18 protein-coding genes are annotated in these 17,686 nt (G+C 65.6%); 7 read left to right on the top strand and 11 right to left on the bottom strand.

The window, feature by feature from the left end:
• Window positions 1-211: 211 nt before the first annotated feature.
• From EDE12_RS07625 to EDE12_RS07615, 3 genes are all read left to right on the top strand, one after another.
• The gene (locus tag EDE12_RS07625; RefSeq protein WP_036290244.1) at window positions 212-2,173 is read left to right on the top strand and encodes an acetoacetate--CoA ligase; all 1,962 of its coding nucleotides are present in this window, start codon (window positions 212-214) and stop codon (window positions 2,171-2,173) included.
• A gap of 161 nt (window positions 2,174-2,334) precedes the next feature.
• Window positions 2,335-2,721: a VOC family protein gene (locus EDE12_RS07620; protein WP_024879032.1), complete on the top strand. Its 387-nt coding sequence runs from the start codon at window positions 2,335-2,337 to the stop codon at window positions 2,719-2,721.
• A gap of 86 nt (window positions 2,722-2,807) precedes the next feature.
• Complete coding sequence (locus tag EDE12_RS07615) at window positions 2,808-3,551, top strand: acetoacetate decarboxylase (RefSeq protein WP_026597980.1); 744 nt, start codon at window positions 2,808-2,810, stop codon at window positions 3,549-3,551.
• A gap of 6 nt (window positions 3,552-3,557) precedes the next feature.
• Here the strand turns inward: EDE12_RS07615 and EDE12_RS07610 are convergent, their stop codons facing one another.
• A complete protein-coding gene (locus tag EDE12_RS07610; RefSeq protein WP_026597979.1) occupies window positions 3,558-4,382 on the bottom strand; it encodes a LysR family transcriptional regulator in 825 nt (274 codons plus the stop codon).
• Between the two features lie 98 nt (window positions 4,383-4,480).
• Between EDE12_RS07610 and EDE12_RS07605 the strand changes: the two genes are divergently transcribed.
• Together EDE12_RS07605 and EDE12_RS07600 are read left to right on the top strand one after the other, a co-directional pair.
• On the top strand, window positions 4,481-4,738 hold the full coding sequence (locus EDE12_RS07605) for a hypothetical protein (protein ID WP_026597978.1): 258 nt from the start codon (window positions 4,481-4,483) through the stop codon (window positions 4,736-4,738).
• An 82-nt stretch (window positions 4,739-4,820) separates the two neighbouring features.
• Window positions 4,821-6,941, top strand: coding sequence for an EAL domain-containing protein (locus EDE12_RS07600; RefSeq protein ID WP_084768367.1), 2,121 nt, complete (start codon window positions 4,821-4,823; stop codon window positions 6,939-6,941).
• Window positions 6,942-6,968: 27 nt separating this feature from the next.
• Here EDE12_RS07600 and EDE12_RS07595 read toward each other — a convergent pair whose 3' ends face one another.
• From EDE12_RS07595 to EDE12_RS07580, 4 genes are all read right to left on the bottom strand, one after another.
• Window positions 6,969-8,039 (bottom strand): hypothetical protein, encoded by a 1,071-nt coding sequence (locus EDE12_RS07595; RefSeq protein ID WP_051592354.1) that lies wholly within the window; start codon window positions 8,037-8,039, stop codon window positions 6,969-6,971.
• A 263-nt stretch (window positions 8,040-8,302) separates the two neighbouring features.
• Window positions 8,303-9,319 carry a patatin-like phospholipase family protein gene (locus EDE12_RS07590; RefSeq protein WP_024879026.1) on the bottom strand — a complete coding sequence of 339 codons (1,017 nt, stop codon included), beginning with the start codon at window positions 9,317-9,319 and terminating at the stop codon, window positions 8,303-8,305.
• Window positions 9,316-10,101, bottom strand: a complete 786-nt coding sequence (locus EDE12_RS07585) for a 3-hydroxybutyrate dehydrogenase (protein WP_026597976.1) — start codon at window positions 10,099-10,101, stop codon at window positions 9,316-9,318. Before EDE12_RS07585 ends, EDE12_RS07590 begins: the two co-directional genes overlap by 4 nt.
• Before the next feature lie 197 nt (window positions 10,102-10,298).
• Window positions 10,299-10,940 (bottom strand): helix-turn-helix transcriptional regulator, encoded by a 642-nt coding sequence (locus EDE12_RS07580; RefSeq protein WP_026597975.1) that lies wholly within the window; start codon window positions 10,938-10,940, stop codon window positions 10,299-10,301.
• Window positions 10,941-11,141: 201 nt separating this feature from the next.
• Here EDE12_RS07580 and EDE12_RS07575 point away from each other — a divergent pair, with 201 nt between their 5' ends.
• Together EDE12_RS07575 and EDE12_RS07570 are read left to right on the top strand one after the other, a co-directional pair.
• On the top strand, window positions 11,142-11,531 hold the full coding sequence (locus tag EDE12_RS07575; RefSeq protein WP_024879023.1) for a DUF2946 family protein: 390 nt from the start codon (window positions 11,142-11,144) through the stop codon (window positions 11,529-11,531).
• A gap of 163 nt (window positions 11,532-11,694) precedes the next feature.
• Complete coding sequence (locus EDE12_RS07570) at window positions 11,695-12,081, top strand: hypothetical protein (protein WP_024879022.1); 387 nt, start codon at window positions 11,695-11,697, stop codon at window positions 12,079-12,081.
• Window positions 12,082-12,314: 233 nt separating this feature from the next.
• Here the strand turns inward: EDE12_RS07570 and EDE12_RS07565 are convergent, their stop codons facing one another.
• The 6 genes from EDE12_RS07565 to EDE12_RS07540 form a co-directional block, all read right to left on the bottom strand.
• A complete protein-coding gene (locus EDE12_RS07565) occupies window positions 12,315-13,187 on the bottom strand; it encodes a hypothetical protein (protein WP_026597974.1) in 873 nt (290 codons plus the stop codon).
• A 30-nt stretch (window positions 13,188-13,217) separates the two neighbouring features.
• The gene (locus EDE12_RS07560) at window positions 13,218-13,880 is read right to left on the bottom strand and encodes an O-methyltransferase (RefSeq protein ID WP_026597973.1); all 663 of its coding nucleotides are present in this window, start codon (window positions 13,878-13,880) and stop codon (window positions 13,218-13,220) included.
• Window positions 13,881-13,920: 40 nt separating this feature from the next.
• Window positions 13,921-14,955 (bottom strand): NAD(P)/FAD-dependent oxidoreductase, encoded by a 1,035-nt coding sequence (locus EDE12_RS07555; protein ID WP_026597972.1) that lies wholly within the window; start codon window positions 14,953-14,955, stop codon window positions 13,921-13,923.
• 292 nt (window positions 14,956-15,247) lie between these two features.
• Window positions 15,248-15,637 (bottom strand): 2Fe-2S iron-sulfur cluster-binding protein, encoded by a 390-nt coding sequence (locus EDE12_RS07550; RefSeq protein WP_024879018.1) that lies wholly within the window; start codon window positions 15,635-15,637, stop codon window positions 15,248-15,250.
• 188 nt (window positions 15,638-15,825) lie between these two features.
• A complete protein-coding gene (locus EDE12_RS07545) occupies window positions 15,826-16,410 on the bottom strand; it encodes an ABC-type transport auxiliary lipoprotein family protein (protein WP_024879017.1) in 585 nt (194 codons plus the stop codon).
• A gap of 390 nt (window positions 16,411-16,800) precedes the next feature.
• Window positions 16,801-17,685 (bottom strand): MlaD family protein, encoded by an 885-nt coding sequence (locus EDE12_RS07540; RefSeq protein WP_026597971.1) that lies wholly within the window; start codon window positions 17,683-17,685, stop codon window positions 16,801-16,803.
• Window position 17,686 lies beyond the last annotated feature (1 nt).

Raw genomic sequence — 17,686 nt, 5'->3', positions numbered from 1 at the left:
TCCTCGGGACGGCCCGAAACAATGCCGCGGCCAAGATGAATAAATGCCGAACGAACCGCCGCGGCGCCCAACATAGCGGCGCCGAGCCCGAAACCAAAGCTTGTCGCAGCGCCGGCCGCAGTCCCAAAATACGCAGGCCGATCCCCTATCGCGCGCAATTGGGAGCTTCTATGACGAGCACAGCCCCATACCGCGCCCCAAGGACTTATCGATGCCGATCTGGAAGCCCGACCTCGATCGCCAGAAGAACGCCATTCTCACCCGCTTCGCGCAATCCATCGAGGCGACCAAGCCCTTCGCCGAGAGCTTCGATTATGACGGGCTCTATCGCTGGAGCCTGACCCATTCGCCCGAGTTCTGGTCGGCGATCTGGGACTTCTGCGGCGTCACCGGCGAGAAGGGCGAGCGCGTCCTCATCGACGCCGATAAAATGCCCGGCGCGCGCTGGTTCCCGGACGCCCGGCTGAATTTCGCGGAAAATCTGCTGCGCCCGCGCCCGGCGGAGACCGAGGCCATAGTTTTCTGGGGCGAGGACAAGGTCGAGCGGCGGCTCACCTTCGGCGAGATCGAGCGCCAAGCCGGCGCGCTCGCGGCCTTCTTCCGCGCGCAGGGCGTCGAGCCCGGCGACCGCATCGCCGCCTATATCCACAATGGGCCGGAGGCGATCATCGGCATGCTGGCGGCCGCCTCGCTCGGCGCGGTGTGGTCCTCCTGCGCGCCGGAGTTCGGCGTGCAGAGCGTGCTCGATCGCTTCGGCCAGATCGCGCCGCGCATTCTCATCGCGGTGGACGGCTATTTCTACAAGGGCAAGACGCTCGACCGCGCCGATAATATTCGCGAGATCGCGAGCAAGCTGCCGACCGTGCAGAAAATCCTCGTCGTCCCCTACACGAGCGCGTCGCCCGCGCTCGACGGCCTCGCCGATGCGCAGCTCTGGCCGCAGGCTGTCGCGGCGCATCAGGGCGCAGCGCTGCGCTATGAGCGCCTGCCCTTCGACCATCCGCTCTACATCATGTTCTCCTCCGGCACGACGGGCGCGCCCAAATGCATCGTGCATGGCGCCGGCGGCACGCTGCTTCAGCATTTGAAGGAGCATCGCCTGCTGAGCGACATCAAGCCCGGCGACCGCTTCTTCTATGCGACCTCCACCGGCTGGATGATGTGGAACTGGCTGGCGAGCGGCCTCGCCAGCGAGGCGACGCTGCTGCTCTATGACGGATTCTTCAACTCCGGCAAGGATGGCGCGATTCTGCTCGACTTCGCCGCCAAAGAGAAGGCGACCTTCTTCGGCACCTCGGCCGGCTATCTGAAGCAGATAGAGAAGACCGGGCTGAAGCCGCGCGAGAGCCACGACCTCTCCGCCGTGCGCAGCATCGCCTCCACGGGCTCGCCGCTGCTGCCGGACAGCTTCGATTATGTCTATCGCGACGTCAAAGCGGATGTGCAGCTCGCCTCGATCAGCGGCGGCACCGATATCGTCTCCTGCTTCGTTCTCGGCAATCCGTGGAGCCCGGTCTATCGCGGCGAGATTCAATGCGCCGGCCTCGGCATGTCGGTGCAAGTGTGGGACGACGAGGGCAAGCGCGTCACCGGACATGAGGGCGAGCTCGTCTGCACGCAGCCCTTCCCCTCGATGCCGATCTATTTCTGGAACGACGCCGACGGCGAGAAATATCGCAAGGCTTATTTCTCGGAACATCCGGGCATTTGGCGCCATGGCGATTTCGCCACGGAGACCGAGCACAACGGATTCCTCATCCATGGCCGCTCGGACGCGACGCTCAATCCGCAAGGCGTGCGCATCGGCACGGCGGATATCTACAATATCGTCGAGCGCCTGCCGGAGATTCTCGAATCTCTCGCCATCGATCAAGAGTGGGAAGGCACGACGCGCATCGTGCTGTTCGTGAAGACGCGCGAAGGGACGAGCCTCGACGACGGGCTCGCCGCGCGCATCAAGCGCGAATTGTTCGAGAAGGCCTCGCCGCGCCATGTGCCTTCGGTCATCGTCGAGGCGCCCGATCTGCCGCATACGCGCTCTGGCAAGCTCGTCGAGCTCGCGGTGAAGGAGATCGTGCATGGGCGGCCGGTGAAGAATATCGGCGCGCTCTCCAATCCAGAAGCGCTCGACTTTTTCGCAAATCTTCCGCAGCTCGCGGACAAAGGCCCCTAGAGTGTTTTCGAGCGAAGTGGGAACCGGTTCGCGTGAAGAAAACACGACAGAACAAGGGCGAGAGTCTTTCCGGTTCAATCTGAACCGGAAAGACTCTCGCGGAGCGAGCGCGCCGCTTCAGCGCCCGCTCTTTGCGGCCTCGACGCAGGAAAAGGATCGCTATGCAGGCGCTGGGACGCATCGTCATTCTGGTGAACGACTATGACGAGGCCGCGAATTTCTATCGGGACAAGCTCGGACTGGAGACGCTCTTCGACGCAGGCGAAGGCGCCCGGCGCTTCCTGCATCTCGGTTTCGGTCAGGGCGGCGTCTGGCTGCTTCTCGCCGATAGCGCCGAGGCGCGCGCGCGAGTCGGAAACCAGACCGGCGGTCAGCCCGTCGGGGTGGTCTACACCGACGACATTCATGGCGACTTCGCACGCCTTACCGACAAGGGCGTGAAGGTCGCGGAAACTGTCCAGAGCGACGAAGGATCGTTCCATTTTCGTTTCCACGACCTCTACGGCAATCAATGGGTGCTCGTGCAATTGGACGCCTCGGCGCGTTGATCGCCGGCGCGCGAGCGTCGGATCGTCACGAAAGCGCGCTATCTACTCGCCTCATTGTCTGACCATGTTCGATAGGAGCCGCGAAGATGAAGATCGACGAGGTGCGCAAGACGGCATTTGCGATGCCGCTCACCAATCCCGCCTATCCGCGCGGACCCTATCGTTTCTACAATCGCGAATTCATCGTCATCACCTATCGCACCGATATCGACGCCCTCCGCGCCGTGGTTCCGGAGCCGCTCGAAGTGGACGAGCCCATCGTCAAATATGAGTTCATCCGCATGCCGGATTCGACCGGCTTCGGCGACTATACCGAGAGCGGACAAGTGATCCCGGTGCGCTTCAACGGGCAGAAGGGCGCTTATGTCCACGCCATGTATCTCGACGATGACGCGCCCATCGCCGGCGGCCGCGAGCTGTGGGGCTTCCCCAAAAAGCTCGCCTCGCCCAAGATCGAGCATGACGGCGACGTCATTCTCTGCACGCTGAAATATGGACCGGCGCTCTGCGTCGAGGCTTCGGTCGGCTATAAGCATCGCATATTGGAGACGGCGCCGATCGCCGAGGCGATCCAGCAGCCGAATTTTCTTTTGAAGATCATTCCCCATGTCGACGGCTCACCGCGCGTGCTGGAGCTGGTGCGCTACCATATGACGGATGTCGAGGTGAAAGGGGCCTGGGCCTCGCCGGCGGCGCTCGCTCTGCATCCGCATGTCGCCTGCGACGTCGCCCGCCTACCCGTGCGCGAGATTATTTCGGCGACGCATTTCACCGCCGATCTCACGCTCGCGCTGGGCGAGGTCGTGTTCGATTATCTCGATCAGAAATAGCCGCGCTCACGCATCTTCGCGCTCGGTCGCGCGCGCCAGCAGAATTTTATAAGCGATATCGAAATAGCCGGGGAGCGGGCAGCGCGCGATGCTCTCGCCGCGCAAGAGAATGGCGGGAATCCAGGCGGCGCCGAGCCCGGCCTCGACCTGCGCCAGCAGCGCTTCCGCCGATGCGCTCTCGCAGATCGGCGGATCGCGCATTCGAATTCCATGCGCGGCGAGCATGGCGGCGATGCGCGCGCCATAATGCGTGCCCGGCGCATAGACCATGAGGCGTCCAATAAGAGAGTCGCCCTCCAGCGCCACGACCTTCTCGCCGCCGCGGCGCTGCGCGAGGATCAGCCGATCCTCGCCGATAACCTCGAGCGCGAGCCCGGCGAGATGATCGGCGTCGCCGAAATCGGGAACCATGGCGAGATCGCCATGGCCGCGCTTGACCGCCTCTATGCAGCCGGAGACGGAGGCGACGACGACGGAGTAATTGCGCAATTCATTTTTTATCAACCACGGCGACAGAAAGGTCGCCGCCAGAGTGTTGGTCGCATAGATGCGCAGCGCCTTCTCCAAATGGCTGGACACGGAGAGCACGGCGCGGCGCGCATCATAGATATCGTCGCGCAGCCGATGCGCGCGCGCGAGGAATTCCTCTCCCGCCGGCGTCAGCGTCACCGGGCGGCGCTCGCGATCGAACAGCGGTGCGCCGAGCCATTCCTCCAGCCGCTGCATGCGGCGGCTATAGGCGGATTGCGTCGTGCCGCGCGCTTGCGCCGCGCGCGTGAAATTGCGCGTCTGGCAGAGCGCCAGAAAATCGTCGATCCACTGCAGCTCCATGATGCGAGAAATGCATCATGGAATCGAAATTGACAATTGGACCGCCCCGCAGCTCCGCGCCATATGCGTCAGCGTGACGAATGAACGGGGCGAATATTATGGAAGCTCTGCTGACGATTTTGGAGAAGGACGATGGCGCGGGCTTCGCGCTGCTGCCGCGCAGCGTGCGGCTGCTGGCCACGCCGCAGGAGGCGCGCGCGTTCTGCGAATTCGAGGTGGTGAACGGAAACGCGGCCTATCGCGAAGGCGAGCGCTTCTATCTGACGCAGGCGAAAGCGCGGCGCGCCTATCCCTCGGCTCCGCTTCTGGAACAAGGCTGCGACGCCGCCCCCGCGACAATCGAGCGCTCGCGATAGCGCCCGGCGCAACTGGACATACGCCGCTCATATTACAATTATCATTGTCGATGAGACAAATTCACCGCCTCGGCCGCGCTCCATGACGAGCTTTCGCTTCTCGCTACAAGCCCAATTGGCGCTGTTCATCGGCGCTTTTCTGGCGATCGTTCTGGGATTGGCGCTTCTGTCCACGCTGAGCCTGCGCGCTGTGGACGCCAAGACGGACGCGCTCGCGTCGAAATGGATCGAAGGAACGCGCATTCTCGGCGAATTATCGGATCGCGTGTCCGAGTTCAGAATCGCGGAGACCTATCGCGGGCTGGCGGAAACGGAAGAAGATCGCATCGCCGCGGAGCGACGCGCCGCCGAGCATCGCCGCATCATCGACGAGCTTCGGCGCGACTATCTCTCTCTCTTCGGCGCGGGGCCGCGTCCCAGCCTCACGAAATTCGACGAAGCGCTCGCCGCCTATCTCGCCGGCCATGACGCATGGATGGCGCGCGCGCCGGACGCCGCCGCGATCAAAGACGTCACCGCTCTGCACCAGCTCTACAGGGCGGCCGATGAAGCCGTCGACGCCGCGATCGACGAGCTGAAATGGTCGGCGCGCGCCGAGGCGGAGACGGCCGCGCGCGTGACCGAAGGCGCGCTGAAGACCACATTGCTCGCCTCCGCGCTCGCCCTCGCTTTGGCCGCCTGGCTGCTGTTTCGCGTCAAGGAGCGGATCACGCGCCCGCTCGCGGCGATCACAGCCGCATTCACCGAGCTAGCGTCCGGGAAACATTATGTCGAGGTTCCGGAGATCGGCCGCGACGACGAGATCGGCGTCATGGCGAAATCGCTCGACGTGTTCCGCGCCAATGCGCAGGCGCTGGAGCGCGCGCATGAGGCGACGCGCGCGGCGCAAGAGCATGCGCAAATTCTCGCGCGTCAGGATTCGCTCACCGGCCTGCCCAATCGGCGCATGCTGGTCGCCGATCTGCACGCCGCGATCGAGCGCGTCGAGGATGGCGCCACGGCCTGCGCTCTGCTCTTCGTCGATCTCGATCGCTTCAAGCCGATCAATGATCTCGAGGGCCATCGCTTCGGCGACGCCGTGCTCTGCGAGATCGCGCGGCGCCTGCGCCACGCCTCGCGCAAGAGCGATGTCGTCGCGCGTCTGGGCGGCGACGAATTCGCGATTTTGATGGAGATGACTCCAGCGACTCATATGGATCAGGCGATGCGCGTCGCCGGCCGCGCGCTCTCCGCTATCGCGGAGCCGATCGAGATCGGCGAGCGGCGCGTGGAGCTCAGCGCCAGCATCGGCGTCTCGCTGTGTCCGGAGAATGGTCTCGACGTCAGCACGCTGCTACGCGCCGCGGATATCGCCATGTATCACGCCAAGCGCGATGGGCGCGGCCGGTTCCGCTTCTTCGAGCAGAGCATGGACGAGGATCTGCGCCGGCGCGCCGAGCTCGAATCCGCCTTGAAGAAAGCCGTCGCCGCCGGCGACATCCACCCCTACTATCAGCCGCTCGTCGATCTGCGCGACAATCGCGTCTATGGCTTCGAGGTGCTGTCGCGCTGGACGCACGACAAGCTCGGCTCTATCCCGCCCGACGTCTTCATTCCGCTCGCCGAGCAGATCGGCGTCATCGCCGAGCTCACCTGGTCGGTGGTGCGGCGCGCCTGCCGCGAGGCGCTGCAATGGGGGGCGCAGGTGCGGCTATCCGTCAATGTCTCGCCGATGCAGCTGAAAGATCCGCTGCTCGCCTCACGCCTGCTGTCGACGCTGGAGGAGGAGAGGTTTCCGCCCTCGCGTCTCGATGTCGAGATCACCGAGAGCGCGCTCATCGACGATGTCGACACTGCGCGCGCGACGCTCGCCGCGCTGCAGGCGGAAGGCGTGCGCATCTCGCTCGACGATTTCGGCGCGGGTTATTCGAGCCTCTATCATCTGCGCGCCTTTCATTTCGACAAGGTGAAGATCGATCGCTCCTTCGTGCTGGCAATGCAGCACGATGAAGAGGCCGGCAGAATCGTCGATGCGATATTGAGCCTGCTGAAGCATCTCGGCGTGACGACGGTCGCCGAGGGCGTCGAGACCGTGGAGGTGCTGCGTCGCCTCGCCGAGAATGGCTGCGAGATCGGCCAGGGCTTTTATTTCGGCAAGGCGATGACCATCGGCGACGCCTCGAAACTGCTACGCCGCCGACGCGCCGATCGCCGCGTGGCCTGAGCCACGCGGCCATTTATCTTCCTAAAATCAGGGAATGACGCCGGTCGCCATGCGGCCGAGATCGCCGACCGCGCCCGTGACCGTATCGACCGCGCGCTCCATGAAGCCGGGCTGCTCTCTCGGAGGGGCGGGCGGCGGCGGCGGAGCGGCGGCCGGCGCTTCCGCCACGGGAGCGGGCGCGGCCGGCGCGGCGATGGGAGCGACCGCGGCGGGAGTCGCGCCGGGCTTGGTCTCGGGCTTGAGCTTGGCGGGCTTCGCCTGGGCGGTGGGCTTGGCCGGAGCAGCGGCGGGCTTGGCTGGCGGCGCAGCTGCGGATTTGGCGGGCTGCGCCGCCGGCGGCTTGGGCTGCGGCGCCGCCTTGGCGGCATGAGGCTTGGCGGCGGGCGGCGACGCAGCGACCACGGGCTCCGGCGCCGGCGGCTCGGCGATCACGGGCTCGACGGCGACCGGCGCGGCCGGCGGCGCCTTGGGCGTCGGAATGACGCGGATCGGCGCGGCGGTCGGCGTGGTGAGCGGGACGGCATTGGCGGCCGGCGGGCTCAGCGCGCCCTCCGGCAGAGCCGATGGCGCCCGGGCCGGGGCGGGCGCGGCGACGGCCGGCTCTTCGGCGGCGGCGGAGGCGGGCGGCTCGGTCTCGGGCGCGGCCTCCGCGGCGGCGGGCGCCGATTCTGCCGCGCTGCCGCCATCGGCATTGTCCATGGCGGCGGGCTCGGCGGGATCGATGGAATCGCGCTGCGTCGCCGAGACGAGAGGCTCGTCCTCCGAGTCGCCGGGCAAGAAGACGGTCGCGATAGCGCCCGCGCCGACCACGAGAATGACGATGGCGGCGGCGATCAGCCATCCGCGCCCACGCCGGGGCGCCGCGCCGCGCTCGCTCTGGAAATTGTCCGCCTTCGGCCTGCGCCGCGCGCGCAGCTGCCGATCGACCTCGTTCGGCGCCCGCACGGCCTCGGGCGCGGCGGCGGCGGCCGGCGGCGGCTCGGCCGGATGATCGAGCCGAAGATGAGCCGCCTCCTCCGCCGGCTGCGGGGTGTGGCGCAACAGCTCCTTGAACTCCTCGAACTCGGCGATGAGCTTCTCGTCGGCGGGCGCGTTCATCTTCAGTCCTCCGATTGCGTCGGCGCGTCGGTCCGAAGCCCGCGGCGCTCGACGCCATCATTCGCGATTTTCGTCGATCGCGGCCTTCACGAATATTCGCGAAACACCCCTCTCGGCGTGAAATTTCCATTGCGGCCTTCGCCGCGCTCCACCAGGAATAGAGAGAAATGTGGCCGATCTTTGCCACGACCCGCCGATTGCTGCGGCGCCCGCGGGCGGCACGGAGCGGTTTTCTGCGAAAAACCCGGCGAGCCCCGGCCCGCTCAGACGAGCTGCTCCTTCAATTGCGCCGTTCCCGTGACGCCGATCGCGTCATAATGCTCATCGAGAAAAGCCTTGCCCGCCTCGTGGCCGATATCGAACAGCGAGCGCAGGAAATCATAATCGGCGTCGAGCTTGGTGTCCGCGCCGAAGCGCTTCATCGCCGCCCCGCCCTCCACCAGATGCAGCAGCACCTTCTTATAATGCGTGCCCTTCAGCCGTCCGGCGTCGATGAGACGGGCCACGAAGTCGATAGCGCGAAACTCGTGCAGGAGCGAGGCGTTGAAGGTGATCTCATTCAGCCGGTCCATGATCTCCTGCGAGGTGCGCGGAATCTCGTCGCGCTCGACCGGATTGATCTGCACCAGAATAATGTCGCAGCAATCGGTCTCCGTGTAGAGCGGAAAGAGCGCCGGATTGCCCATATAGCCGCCGTCCCAATAGGCCTCGCCCTCCACCTCCACCGCCTGGAATAGAGTGGGCAGGCAGGCGGAGGCCATCAGCATGTCTATGGTGAGCTCCGGCCGACGGAAGATGCGCACCTTGCCGGTGCGCACATTGGTGGCCGAGATGAACAGCTTCAGATTGTCGGTGGCGCGCAGCGCCGTAAAATCGACGAGCCCGTCGATGAGATCGCGCAGCGGATTTATGTCGAGCGGATTGAACTCATAGGGCGAGAAATAATTGGCGGCGTTCTGGGCGATCGTCTTGCGCAGCTTCAACGGATCCCAGAAGCCGAACACCATGTCGCAGAGCTCGCGCTGCGCCTTGCTGAGATCGCCGCCGAGGCTGACCGTCCGCCAGAACTCCTGGAGCTGCGCGCGGGCGCGCGCCGGCCCGCCCTCGCGCAATCCGTCGGCATAGACGACGGCGTTCATCGCGCCGGCGCTGGCGCCGCTGATGCCGATGACGTCCAGCCGCCCATCCTCGAGAAAAGCGTCGAGCACGCCCCAGGTGAAGGCGCCATGCGCGCCCCCGCCCTGCAAGGCCAGAGTGACCTTCTTCTTTTCGTCCGTCATCCCGCGGTCCAGCCGCCGTCGATGGAAATGTTGGAGCCGGTGATCTGCGCCGCGGCGTCCGAGCACAGGAACAGGACCAGCGCGGCGATCTGATCGACGGTCACGAATTCCTTGGTCGGCTGCGCCTGCAGCAGCACATCATTGATGACCTGCTCGCGGGTGAGGTTGCGGGCCTTCATCGTGTCGGGAATCTGCTTCTCGACCAGAGGCGTCCACACATAGCCGGGCGAGATGCAATTGGCGGTGACGCCGTAAGTGGCGAGCTCCAGCGCCACCACCTTGTTGAGCCCGGCTATGCCGTGCTTGGCGGCGACATAGGCCGCCTTGAAGGGCGAGGCGACCAGCGAATGCGCCGAGGCGGTGTTGATGATGCGGCCCCAGCGACGCTTCTTCATGCCCGGCGTCGCCGCGCGAATGGCGTGGAAGGCCGAGGAGAGGTCGATGGCGATGATCTGATTCCACTTCTCGATCGGGAAATCCTCGATCGGCGAGACGAATTGAACGCCGGCGTTATTGACCAGAATGTCGACCGAGCCGAGCTTCGCCTCGGCGTTTTGGATCATGGCGGCGATCTCTTCCGGCTTGGTCATATCGGCGCCGTCGTAAATGGCGGTGACGCCGAACTCTTTCTCTATGGCGGCGCGCTCCTTCTCGATCTCGGCGGAGTCGCCGAAACCGTTGAGGACGACATTGGCCCCTTCCTTGGCGAGGGCGCGGACGACGGCGAGGCCGATGCCGCTGGTGGAGCCGGTGACGACGGCGTTGCGTTTGGCGAGAGACATTCGCGCTCCTTGGTGAAAACGCGCCGACCAATGGCGCCGGAAATTATGCGTCGGGACGCAATTTAGAGCGCGTTCCGATCGAACGGTACCGTTCGATCGATCAGAATTCGCTCCAAAAGAGAGACGCTAGAGCATTATCCGATCGGATCGGATAATGCTCTAGCGTCTCGAGGTCGAGGGAACATGACGCCGCCGGCTCACTGGCTCGCCCAGAGGATGCGGGCGATCCAGCTCACCTCCTCCTTGGGCAGCACGCGGTCCGGATAGGCGGGGTTGAAGGATTTCAACTCCACCGTGCGGGTGGTCTGACGCTTCAGCTCCTTGGCGAGGACCTCACCTGAGGTGGTCTTCACGACCACGCGGTCGCCGCGGCGCACCGGGGCCGCTGGCGAGACGATGACGATGTCGCCGTCGCGATAGAGAGGGGCCATGGAGTCGCCGGAAATCTCGAGCGCGTAGGAATGCTCGTCGGCGTCGGCGAAGACGTCGATCTCGTCCCAGCCCGTGCCGGTGGCGAAGCCGGCGTCGTCGAAATAGCCGCCGACCCCGGCCTGGGCGAGGCCGATGAGCGGGCGGGCGCTGCGCGTCGGCCGCTGCCCCTTGGCCATGACCAGAGACATGAACTCGTCCAGGCTCGCCCCGGTCGCCTGCAGAACCTTGGCGATCGATTCGGTCGAGGGCCAGCGCAGCCGCCCATCGGCGGTCTGCCGCTTGGAGCGGTTGAAAGTGGTCGGGTCCAGCCCGGCCTTGCGGGCGAGGCCGGAGGCGGTGAGGCCATAGCGCTCACCGAGCGCGTCCAGCGCCGCCCAGATTTGCGCATGCGTCAGGATCTCAGCCATTGGCGGACCTCATTCCTAAAGCTAGGAATAGAACAGTCGCCTCCGCTCCGCAATTCGAGATTTGCCCTCCGGCAAAAGCGCCAACGTGGCGCCGCGCGGTCTTTTTTCCGCCAGAAATCCTCGCATTTTCAGCAAATTCCGAGGATAGCCCCGCAAGGCTCCATTGACCATGTCGCCAGGCCCGCCTATCTTGGAGCGATCGTGACCCAGCAGAGCGACAAATCTCGGCAGTATGGACAGACGGCGGCGACGCTGCTCGTCGCCTATCTGCTCGTGCTGCAGGGACTGGCCGCGGGCCTCGTCGTCGGCGCCCGCGCCGGACAGAACGCCCTCGGCAGCGCGATCTGCGTCACCGCCAAGGCGGTGGACGAGCGCTCGCAGGGTCCGCGCGCTCCCGCGCATGGCATGGACGCCTGCTGCATCCAGCATTGCACGGGGCTCGACGGCGGCGTCATCGGCAGCTTCGCCGAGCTCGAGCCGCCGCACTCGCCCGAGGCGGGAATTCTCCTGCCTCTGCGCGAATCCGGCGGTCATAAACGTCTCGCCCAACTTCCTGTCGGAGCGCGCGCTCCGCCCGTCCTCGCCGTCTGAACGCAGCCCGGAGGCTGCGCCGCTGGCGCGCCTTTCCGCTCCCGCCCCCAGCGGAGTGAAGGCGCATCCATCAGAAGACAAAAGCGAATTCGTGATCGATTCCGCATGCGCCACGATGCGCGGGGATCGACTCGAAAATCGCTCGAGAGGCCGAGTCGAGACAATGGATTATGAAGTTGCCCCCCGCGAAGGACGGCGCGCCGCGCGAACTGCGGCCGCGCCCGCTCAGGACCAGTCCAATACGCCGACGCGCCGGCGGATCGAGGTGCTGGAGACTTACTTCGGCGCCGACGGCCGCCCCGTGAAGCGCAAGAGCATAGGCGCGGCGCGTGTCGCCCGCCGCTATGACGAGCGCGGTAATAAGGTCGAGGAAGCCTATTTCAACGCTGACGGCAAGCCGACCCTGCGCAAGGGCCTCGGCGTCGCCAAAATCGCCTGGCGCTATGACGAGAGGGGCCGCCAGATCGACGCCTCCTTCTTCGACGCCGCCGGCGAGCCGGTCCAAAAGGGCGCGGCTGCGCGCGATCGGGCGCTCGCCGACGCCTGCTGAGAGCAGATCGAAATATCGATATCGGCAGGGGCGGCCGAAGCGCCGCCCGCGGCCTCGAAGCGCGATCCGATCTTATCGGACCGCGCTTTCGCATTTTCAGGGCGCTTTTCGAGCGGACAAGACCACCGCGTCGATCTCTGCGGCCAGCCGGTTGCGCGCTGGCGCTCGCCCGCCCCCGCCGATGCGGCGCTTCCGCAGGCGGAGGCGTAGCCGAAAGGCGCGACCCCTCCGGCCTAGCCTTTTTTCAGCGCCTTGACGCGGGCGCGCAGGGCGCGGGGCGCGATGATGGGCGCGCAATCGAGAATCGCCAGAAGATCGGGCTTGCGGATGTTTCCGGCGAAATCTTCCGCATAAAAGGCCTCGCCCTGCGGCAGATTCGACGCGAAGCGCGCGCCGACGCCGATCGAGGCGGCGAAATCGTCCCATTTGAATGGAACATCGACGTAGCCGCTGTCGAGATAGCCGAAAGGGACGTCATAGGCGCAGCGCAGGATAGCGGCGTGCAGAGCGCCGCAGAGAACGAAGCGCGCGCTCACGATCTGGTCGATCGTCGCTCGAATGGCGTCCCAGCTCGCGGCGATATTCGGCCGCACGACGAGATCGACGCCGGTTTCCTCGATCAGCTGCCGATCGGTTTTCGGCTCGAGAAAATGCGGCACGCAGATCGCCTTGTCGGCGAGGCCCGGATCGATGCGCGGCGCATAGAGCAAGGGCAGCAGCAATGCGGGATCGCCGAGCGGCGTCTCCGCCGGCAGGCCCAGCGCATCGCGCGTGAGCGGTCCTCGCGCGCCCAGAAAGACGCAATGCCGCCGGAACTCCTCGTTCAGCGGATGCGGGTCGCGCTTGCCGCAACACCAAAAGGCGATCTTCGGCGCGCGATAGGCGCGGGAATGGGTGAGATCGATCTCGATCTGATGATCGGAAATGACGCTGCCGATCAAGCGAACGACGTCGAAGTCGCTTTTATAGCGTCCGGCGCGTCGGTCGCGCATGCTGCGCTTGGTCAGCTCTCGATACAGCAGCTCGGAAAGCGCATCGCCGAAATTCAGCTCGCGCATCCCCTTCCGCCAATAGCCGACCATTTGGTCGCTGTAGAGGCGCGCCATCTGAATCCGTCCTCGTATCGGAGCGCCGCGTCAGCCGTTCACGATCGCGATGGCGAAGCCGTCCCAGCCCTTGGAGCCGACCGTCTGAACGGCGGTCGCGGTGACGCGGGGCTCGGCGGCGATCGCCTCGAACAGCGCTCTCGCGCCGGCGGCGTTGGCGTCCGTCCCCGCGAGCACCGAGCCCTCCCGCACCACATTGTCGACAATGATGAGGCTCCCCGGCCGCGCGAGCCTCAGCGCCCAGGCGAAGTAATTGGCGTTGTTGGGCTTATCGGCGTCGATGAAGGCGAGGTCGAAGGGACCGGCCGCCTCCGCCGCGAGCTTGGGCAGAGTGTCCAGCGCCGCGCCGACGCGAATCTCGACACGGCTCGCGAGACCGGCCTTCGCGAGATTGGCGGCGGCGACATCGGCGTGCTTCTGCTCGAGCTCCAAAGTCACCAGCCGGCCGCCCTCGGGCAAAGCGCGCGCCAGCCATATGGTGCTATAGCCGCCGAGCGCGCCAACCTCGAGAATCCGCTTCGCCCCGATGGAGCGCGCCAGCAGATGCAGCAGCTTGCCCTGCGGCGGCGAGACGTCGATCGCCGGCAGGCCGGCGGCGGCGTTAGCGGAGAGGGCAGAATCGAGATCGGCGTCGGCGCCGATCAGCCGATCGGCGATATAGGCGTCGACCTCGCTCCAGGCTTGCGATGACATTCGCCCCTCCTCCGCGCGACCAAAGGACGAGGCTCGGCGATCAGACGCCGAGCTTCTTCTGCAGATTGGTCGAGGACGTCGTGTATTGGAACAGCAGCTTCTTGTCCGGGAATATGTAGCGATGCGCCTTCTGCGCGGCCAGCGCCGCCTCGTGGAAGCCGCACAGAATGAGCTTCAGCTTGCCCGGATAGGTGTTGATGTCGCCGATGGCGAAAATGCCGGGGTGATTGGTCTCGAACTTCTCCGTGTCCACGGGAACGAGATTCTCATGCAGGTTGAGGCCCCAATCCGCCACCGGGCCGAGCTTCATCGTCAGGCCGAAGAAGGGCATCATGCGATGCGCCGACACCACCGTGTCGACATTGTCATTGCCGCGGATCGTCACCGAGGAGAGCTCGCCGTCCACGCCCTCGATCGCCGTGACCTGGCCGAGACGGAAGTCGACCCGCTTGGCGGCGATATGCTCCTGCAGCGCATTGACCGAATGCGGCGCGGCGCGGAACTGGTCGCGGCGATGGACGAGCGTCAGGCTCTTGGCGATGGGCTGCAGATTGAGCGTCCAATCCAGCGCCGAATCGCCGCCGCCGACGATGACGACGTCCCGGTCGCGGAAATCCTCCATGCGGCGCACCGCATAGAAGACGGATTTGTTCTCATAAGCGTCGATCCCGGCGATCGGCGGCTTTTTCGGCTGGAAGGAGCCGCCGCCCGCAGCGACGAAGACCACCTTGGCCTTGAACTTCGTTCCGGCGTCGGTCGTCACCTCGAAGGAGGGCTGCTCGGGCGTGCCGGTGGGCGTCAGCGTCTCGACCATCTCGTTGAAATGGAAGGTCGGATTGAAGGGCTTGATCTGCTCCAGCAGATTATCGGTGAGGCCCTGGCCGGTGACGAGCGGATGGCCCGGAATGTCGTAGATCGGCTTCTCCGGATAGAGCTCGGAGCATTGGCCGCCTGCGCGCGGCAGAATATCGATGACATGGGCTCGAATATCGAGAAGGCCCAATTCGAAAACCGCGAACAGGCCGGCCGGGCCGGCCCCGACGATCAGCGCGTCGGTCTCGATTGTCTCACTCATTGTCCATCCTTCGCCGCGTTCTAAAAACGAAATTTCGCGAGGGCGGGGCGACTTTCGTCGGACCAAAATGCGCCGAGCGCGCTTCGATCGACCATGGCCGCCGCCATCGAAACAGGCAGGCCCGGCGCGGCCAGCTCCGGTCGAAACCCGATCCCTTCACGGCCATGGTCTATAGCATCCGCGCCGTCATGCAAATGTCTTCGGGAGGTCGAAACGGACACCAAAAAAAACGCCGCGGCGAGGCGGCGTTTTGGTCCTTCGAATATCGGCCGCTTTCGTCCCTGCAGAACTCTCAGCCCTGCTGCGAGGGCGTCGTCACCACGAGGCCGTCGAGCTCCGGCCGCACGGTGATCTGGCAGCTGAGGCGCGAATTGGGCTTCACGTCGAAGGCGAAGTCCAGCATGTCCTCTTCCATCTGCGACGGCTTGCCGGCTTTCTCGACCCAGGCTTCATCGACATAGACATGGCAGGTGGCGCAGGCGCAGGCCCCGCCGCATTCGGCCGGAATCTCGGGAATATCGTTGCGGCGCGCCGTCTCCATGACCGTGGAGCCCGTCTCGCCCTCGACCGTGCGGGCCTGACCATGCGAATCGACGAAAGTGATCTTCGCCTTGGTCGGAGCGCCGCCGCCGGGCTCGGCGCCATAGCGGTTCGCTTGGTCGTAGAGGCTGGTCTTCACCATGGTGCTCTGTCTCTTCCGTTGACGTGTCGGCGCGCCTGCCGCTGGCGCAAAATTCGGCGGGCCGCCGAAGTCCCTCGCCCGAAGCTTCGGCCCGACGCTCGTCCTATTGCGCGATCAGTTATCATCGGTAGGGCGGACGCGCTAGTCTTTCCTCGAGCCTGCGACGGCGTCATGTCGCGGGCGCCTGCTCAGACTTGCGCCGCGGTCCAACGCACGATCTGACCGACGGTCGCGGTCAGCGCCTCGTCCAGCGCCTGCGTCGCCGCCGCGCCAGTGGAATGGGGCGCCGGCGCGCGGCTTGAGAAGACGCGGCCCTGCCCCACCGGCGCGCCGCGCGAATCGAGCATTCTAGCGGCGATCTCGACCACCGCCTCGGAGGTCGTCACATCGATCTCGAAACGGCGAATCTCGGTCGACAGCACATGATCCGCGATCATTCCGGCGCGCACGACCGAGCCGGCGCGGCGGCCGATGTCGAAGCCGGCGATGAGCCGCGCCTGCACGAGCCGCGGCAGCCGGTCCACCCATTGCGCCTCGGCGAGATTGGCGACCTCGTTCGGCCCGGTGCGCACGACGATGCGATCGGAGTCGATGGGCTGCACCGCCTGCGGCTCGGCGACAGCGAGCGTGCCGCGCAAGGGCCGCGCCAGCGCGCGCCCAGCCTCGCCGGGACCGCCGAGATCGAAGCTCTCGCGCTGCGGCGCGCCGCCGCAAGCCGCGAGCGCCAGAGCGGCGAGCAGAATGAGTGAGAGCGACGCTCTCGACGGCGTCATGGACCGATCCTTCCCGCTGATCGCGCGCGACGCCGCGGCGCTTTCCCTGGTATCTTTTTCGACGCGTTCCAACGCCGAACCGGCGTCCACTTCGGCTGGAACGCTGTAGTGATTCCAAGCTTACTCGAACGTCGCTGGCCATCAAAGAGCGACGCCTCTACTTGCCGCGCAATGCGTGACCGCGAAAGGGGCGCGCTCACCCTCCCCTTCAGGGGGAGGGTCGGACCGCAAAAGCGGTCCGGGGTGGGGTTCGACTGCGAAGACTCGGGGCGTCACCCCCTCCCGAGCGCCTGCGGCGCTCGACCTCCCCCCTCGAGGGGGAGGTGGAAAACGCCTCTTCCGGCTCATCGTCTCGTTCACCCAATTGCGCCTTCTCACCCGAGCGCTCGATCACTTACCGCGATATTCAGGCAGAGCCGGGCTCGCGCCAAAGATCACCTGCTGCGGATTCTTTTCCAGCGAGCGCACGGCCCGCTCCACCGTCTCCAGCGTCTTGCGCGCATCGACGGCCAGCTGCTCATATTGCTTCAAGCCGCCGCCGGAGAAACTCCTCAGATTCGCCGAAGCGCCGGCGATGTCGGTCGCGATGCTGTTCAGCTTCTTGGGGTCGATCGCGACGAGAAGCTTGTCGATGCGGGCCGGCAGCGGCTTCATCGAGGCGCTGATCTCCGACATGTCGTGGATGAAGGAGTCGATTCCGCCGGAATTATCGGCGAGCGCCTTGGTGAATTTCTCGGTGTTTCGCAGCGTGTCCGAGATAGTCTGCGAATTGGCGTCGAGCAATTTGCCCACCTTGTCGAGAACCTCAGTGGCGGTCGACGAGAGCTTCTGCACATTCTCGAGAATATTCTGAAACTCGGAGCGCTCGCCCTCTATGACGGGATAAGTCTCGCCCTGCCGGGCGCGCAGCTCCTCCGCGCCCGGCGTGCCGCCGGTGAGCGACACATAGGAGACGCCGGTGAAGCCGGCCTGCTCGAGACGCGCGCGCGTGTTGGTTTTGACCGGCGTCTTGCGGTCTATGCTGACGAGCACGTCGACGCGGCTCGGATCCTGTTCGGAAATGGCGAGCTGCGTCACCTCGCCCACCTTCAGCCCGTTGAAGCGCACGTCGCCGCCGCGCAGCAGGCCGCTGACCGAGCCGTTGAAATGCACCTCATAGGTCTTGTATTGCGCCGTCTGGCTCGCTCCCGAGAACCAGAAGACGAAGCCGAAGGCCGCGAACACCACGGCGAGGGCGAAAGCGCCGATGAGGGCGAAATTGGCGCGGGTTTCCATG

Source organism: Methylosinus sp. sav-2, assembly GCF_004366495.1.
Lineage (GTDB): Bacteria > Pseudomonadota > Alphaproteobacteria > Rhizobiales > Beijerinckiaceae > Methylosinus.
The sequence above is the reverse complement of the archived record's forward strand: the minus strand, read 5'-3'. Positions and strand labels throughout refer to the sequence as shown.

Bases quoted from the DNA above. Each gene is read 5' to 3' on its own strand.
- EDE12_RS07625 (WP_036290244.1), top strand. From the start codon at position 212: ATGCCGATCTGGAAGCCCGACCTCGATCGCCAGAAGAACGCCATTCTC.
- EDE12_RS07620 (WP_024879032.1), top strand. From the start codon at position 2,335: ATGCAGGCGCTGGGACGCATCGTCATTCTGGTGAACGACTATGACGAG.
- EDE12_RS07615 (WP_026597980.1), top strand. From the start codon at position 2,808: ATGAAGATCGACGAGGTGCGCAAGACGGCATTTGCGATGCCGCTCACC.
- EDE12_RS07610 (WP_026597979.1), bottom strand. From the start codon at position 4,382: ATGGAGCTGCAGTGGATCGACGATTTTCTGGCGCTCTGCCAGACGCGC.
- EDE12_RS07605 (WP_026597978.1), top strand. From the start codon at position 4,481: ATGGAAGCTCTGCTGACGATTTTGGAGAAGGACGATGGCGCGGGCTTC.
- EDE12_RS07600 (WP_084768367.1), top strand. From the start codon at position 4,821: ATGACGAGCTTTCGCTTCTCGCTACAAGCCCAATTGGCGCTGTTCATC.
- EDE12_RS07595 (WP_051592354.1), bottom strand. From the start codon at position 8,039: ATGAACGCGCCCGCCGACGAGAAGCTCATCGCCGAGTTCGAGGAGTTC.
- EDE12_RS07590 (WP_024879026.1), bottom strand. From the start codon at position 9,319: ATGACGGACGAAAAGAAGAAGGTCACTCTGGCCTTGCAGGGCGGGGGC.
- EDE12_RS07585 (WP_026597976.1), bottom strand. From the start codon at position 10,101: ATGTCTCTCGCCAAACGCAACGCCGTCGTCACCGGCTCCACCAGCGGC.
- EDE12_RS07580 (WP_026597975.1), bottom strand. From the start codon at position 10,940: ATGGCTGAGATCCTGACGCATGCGCAAATCTGGGCGGCGCTGGACGCG.
- EDE12_RS07570 (WP_024879022.1), top strand. From the start codon at position 11,695: ATGGATTATGAAGTTGCCCCCCGCGAAGGACGGCGCGCCGCGCGAACT.
- EDE12_RS07565 (WP_026597974.1), bottom strand. From the start codon at position 13,187: ATGGCGCGCCTCTACAGCGACCAAATGGTCGGCTATTGGCGGAAGGGG.
- EDE12_RS07560 (WP_026597973.1), bottom strand. From the start codon at position 13,880: ATGTCATCGCAAGCCTGGAGCGAGGTCGACGCCTATATCGCCGATCGG.
- EDE12_RS07555 (WP_026597972.1), bottom strand. From the start codon at position 14,955: ATGAGTGAGACAATCGAGACCGACGCGCTGATCGTCGGGGCCGGCCCG.
- EDE12_RS07550 (WP_024879018.1), bottom strand. From the start codon at position 15,637: ATGGTGAAGACCAGCCTCTACGACCAAGCGAACCGCTATGGCGCCGAG.
- EDE12_RS07545 (WP_024879017.1), bottom strand. From the start codon at position 16,410: ATGACGCCGTCGAGAGCGTCGCTCTCACTCATTCTGCTCGCCGCTCTG.
- EDE12_RS07540 (WP_026597971.1), bottom strand. From the start codon at position 17,685: ATGGAAACCCGCGCCAATTTCGCCCTCATCGGCGCTTTCGCCCTCGCC.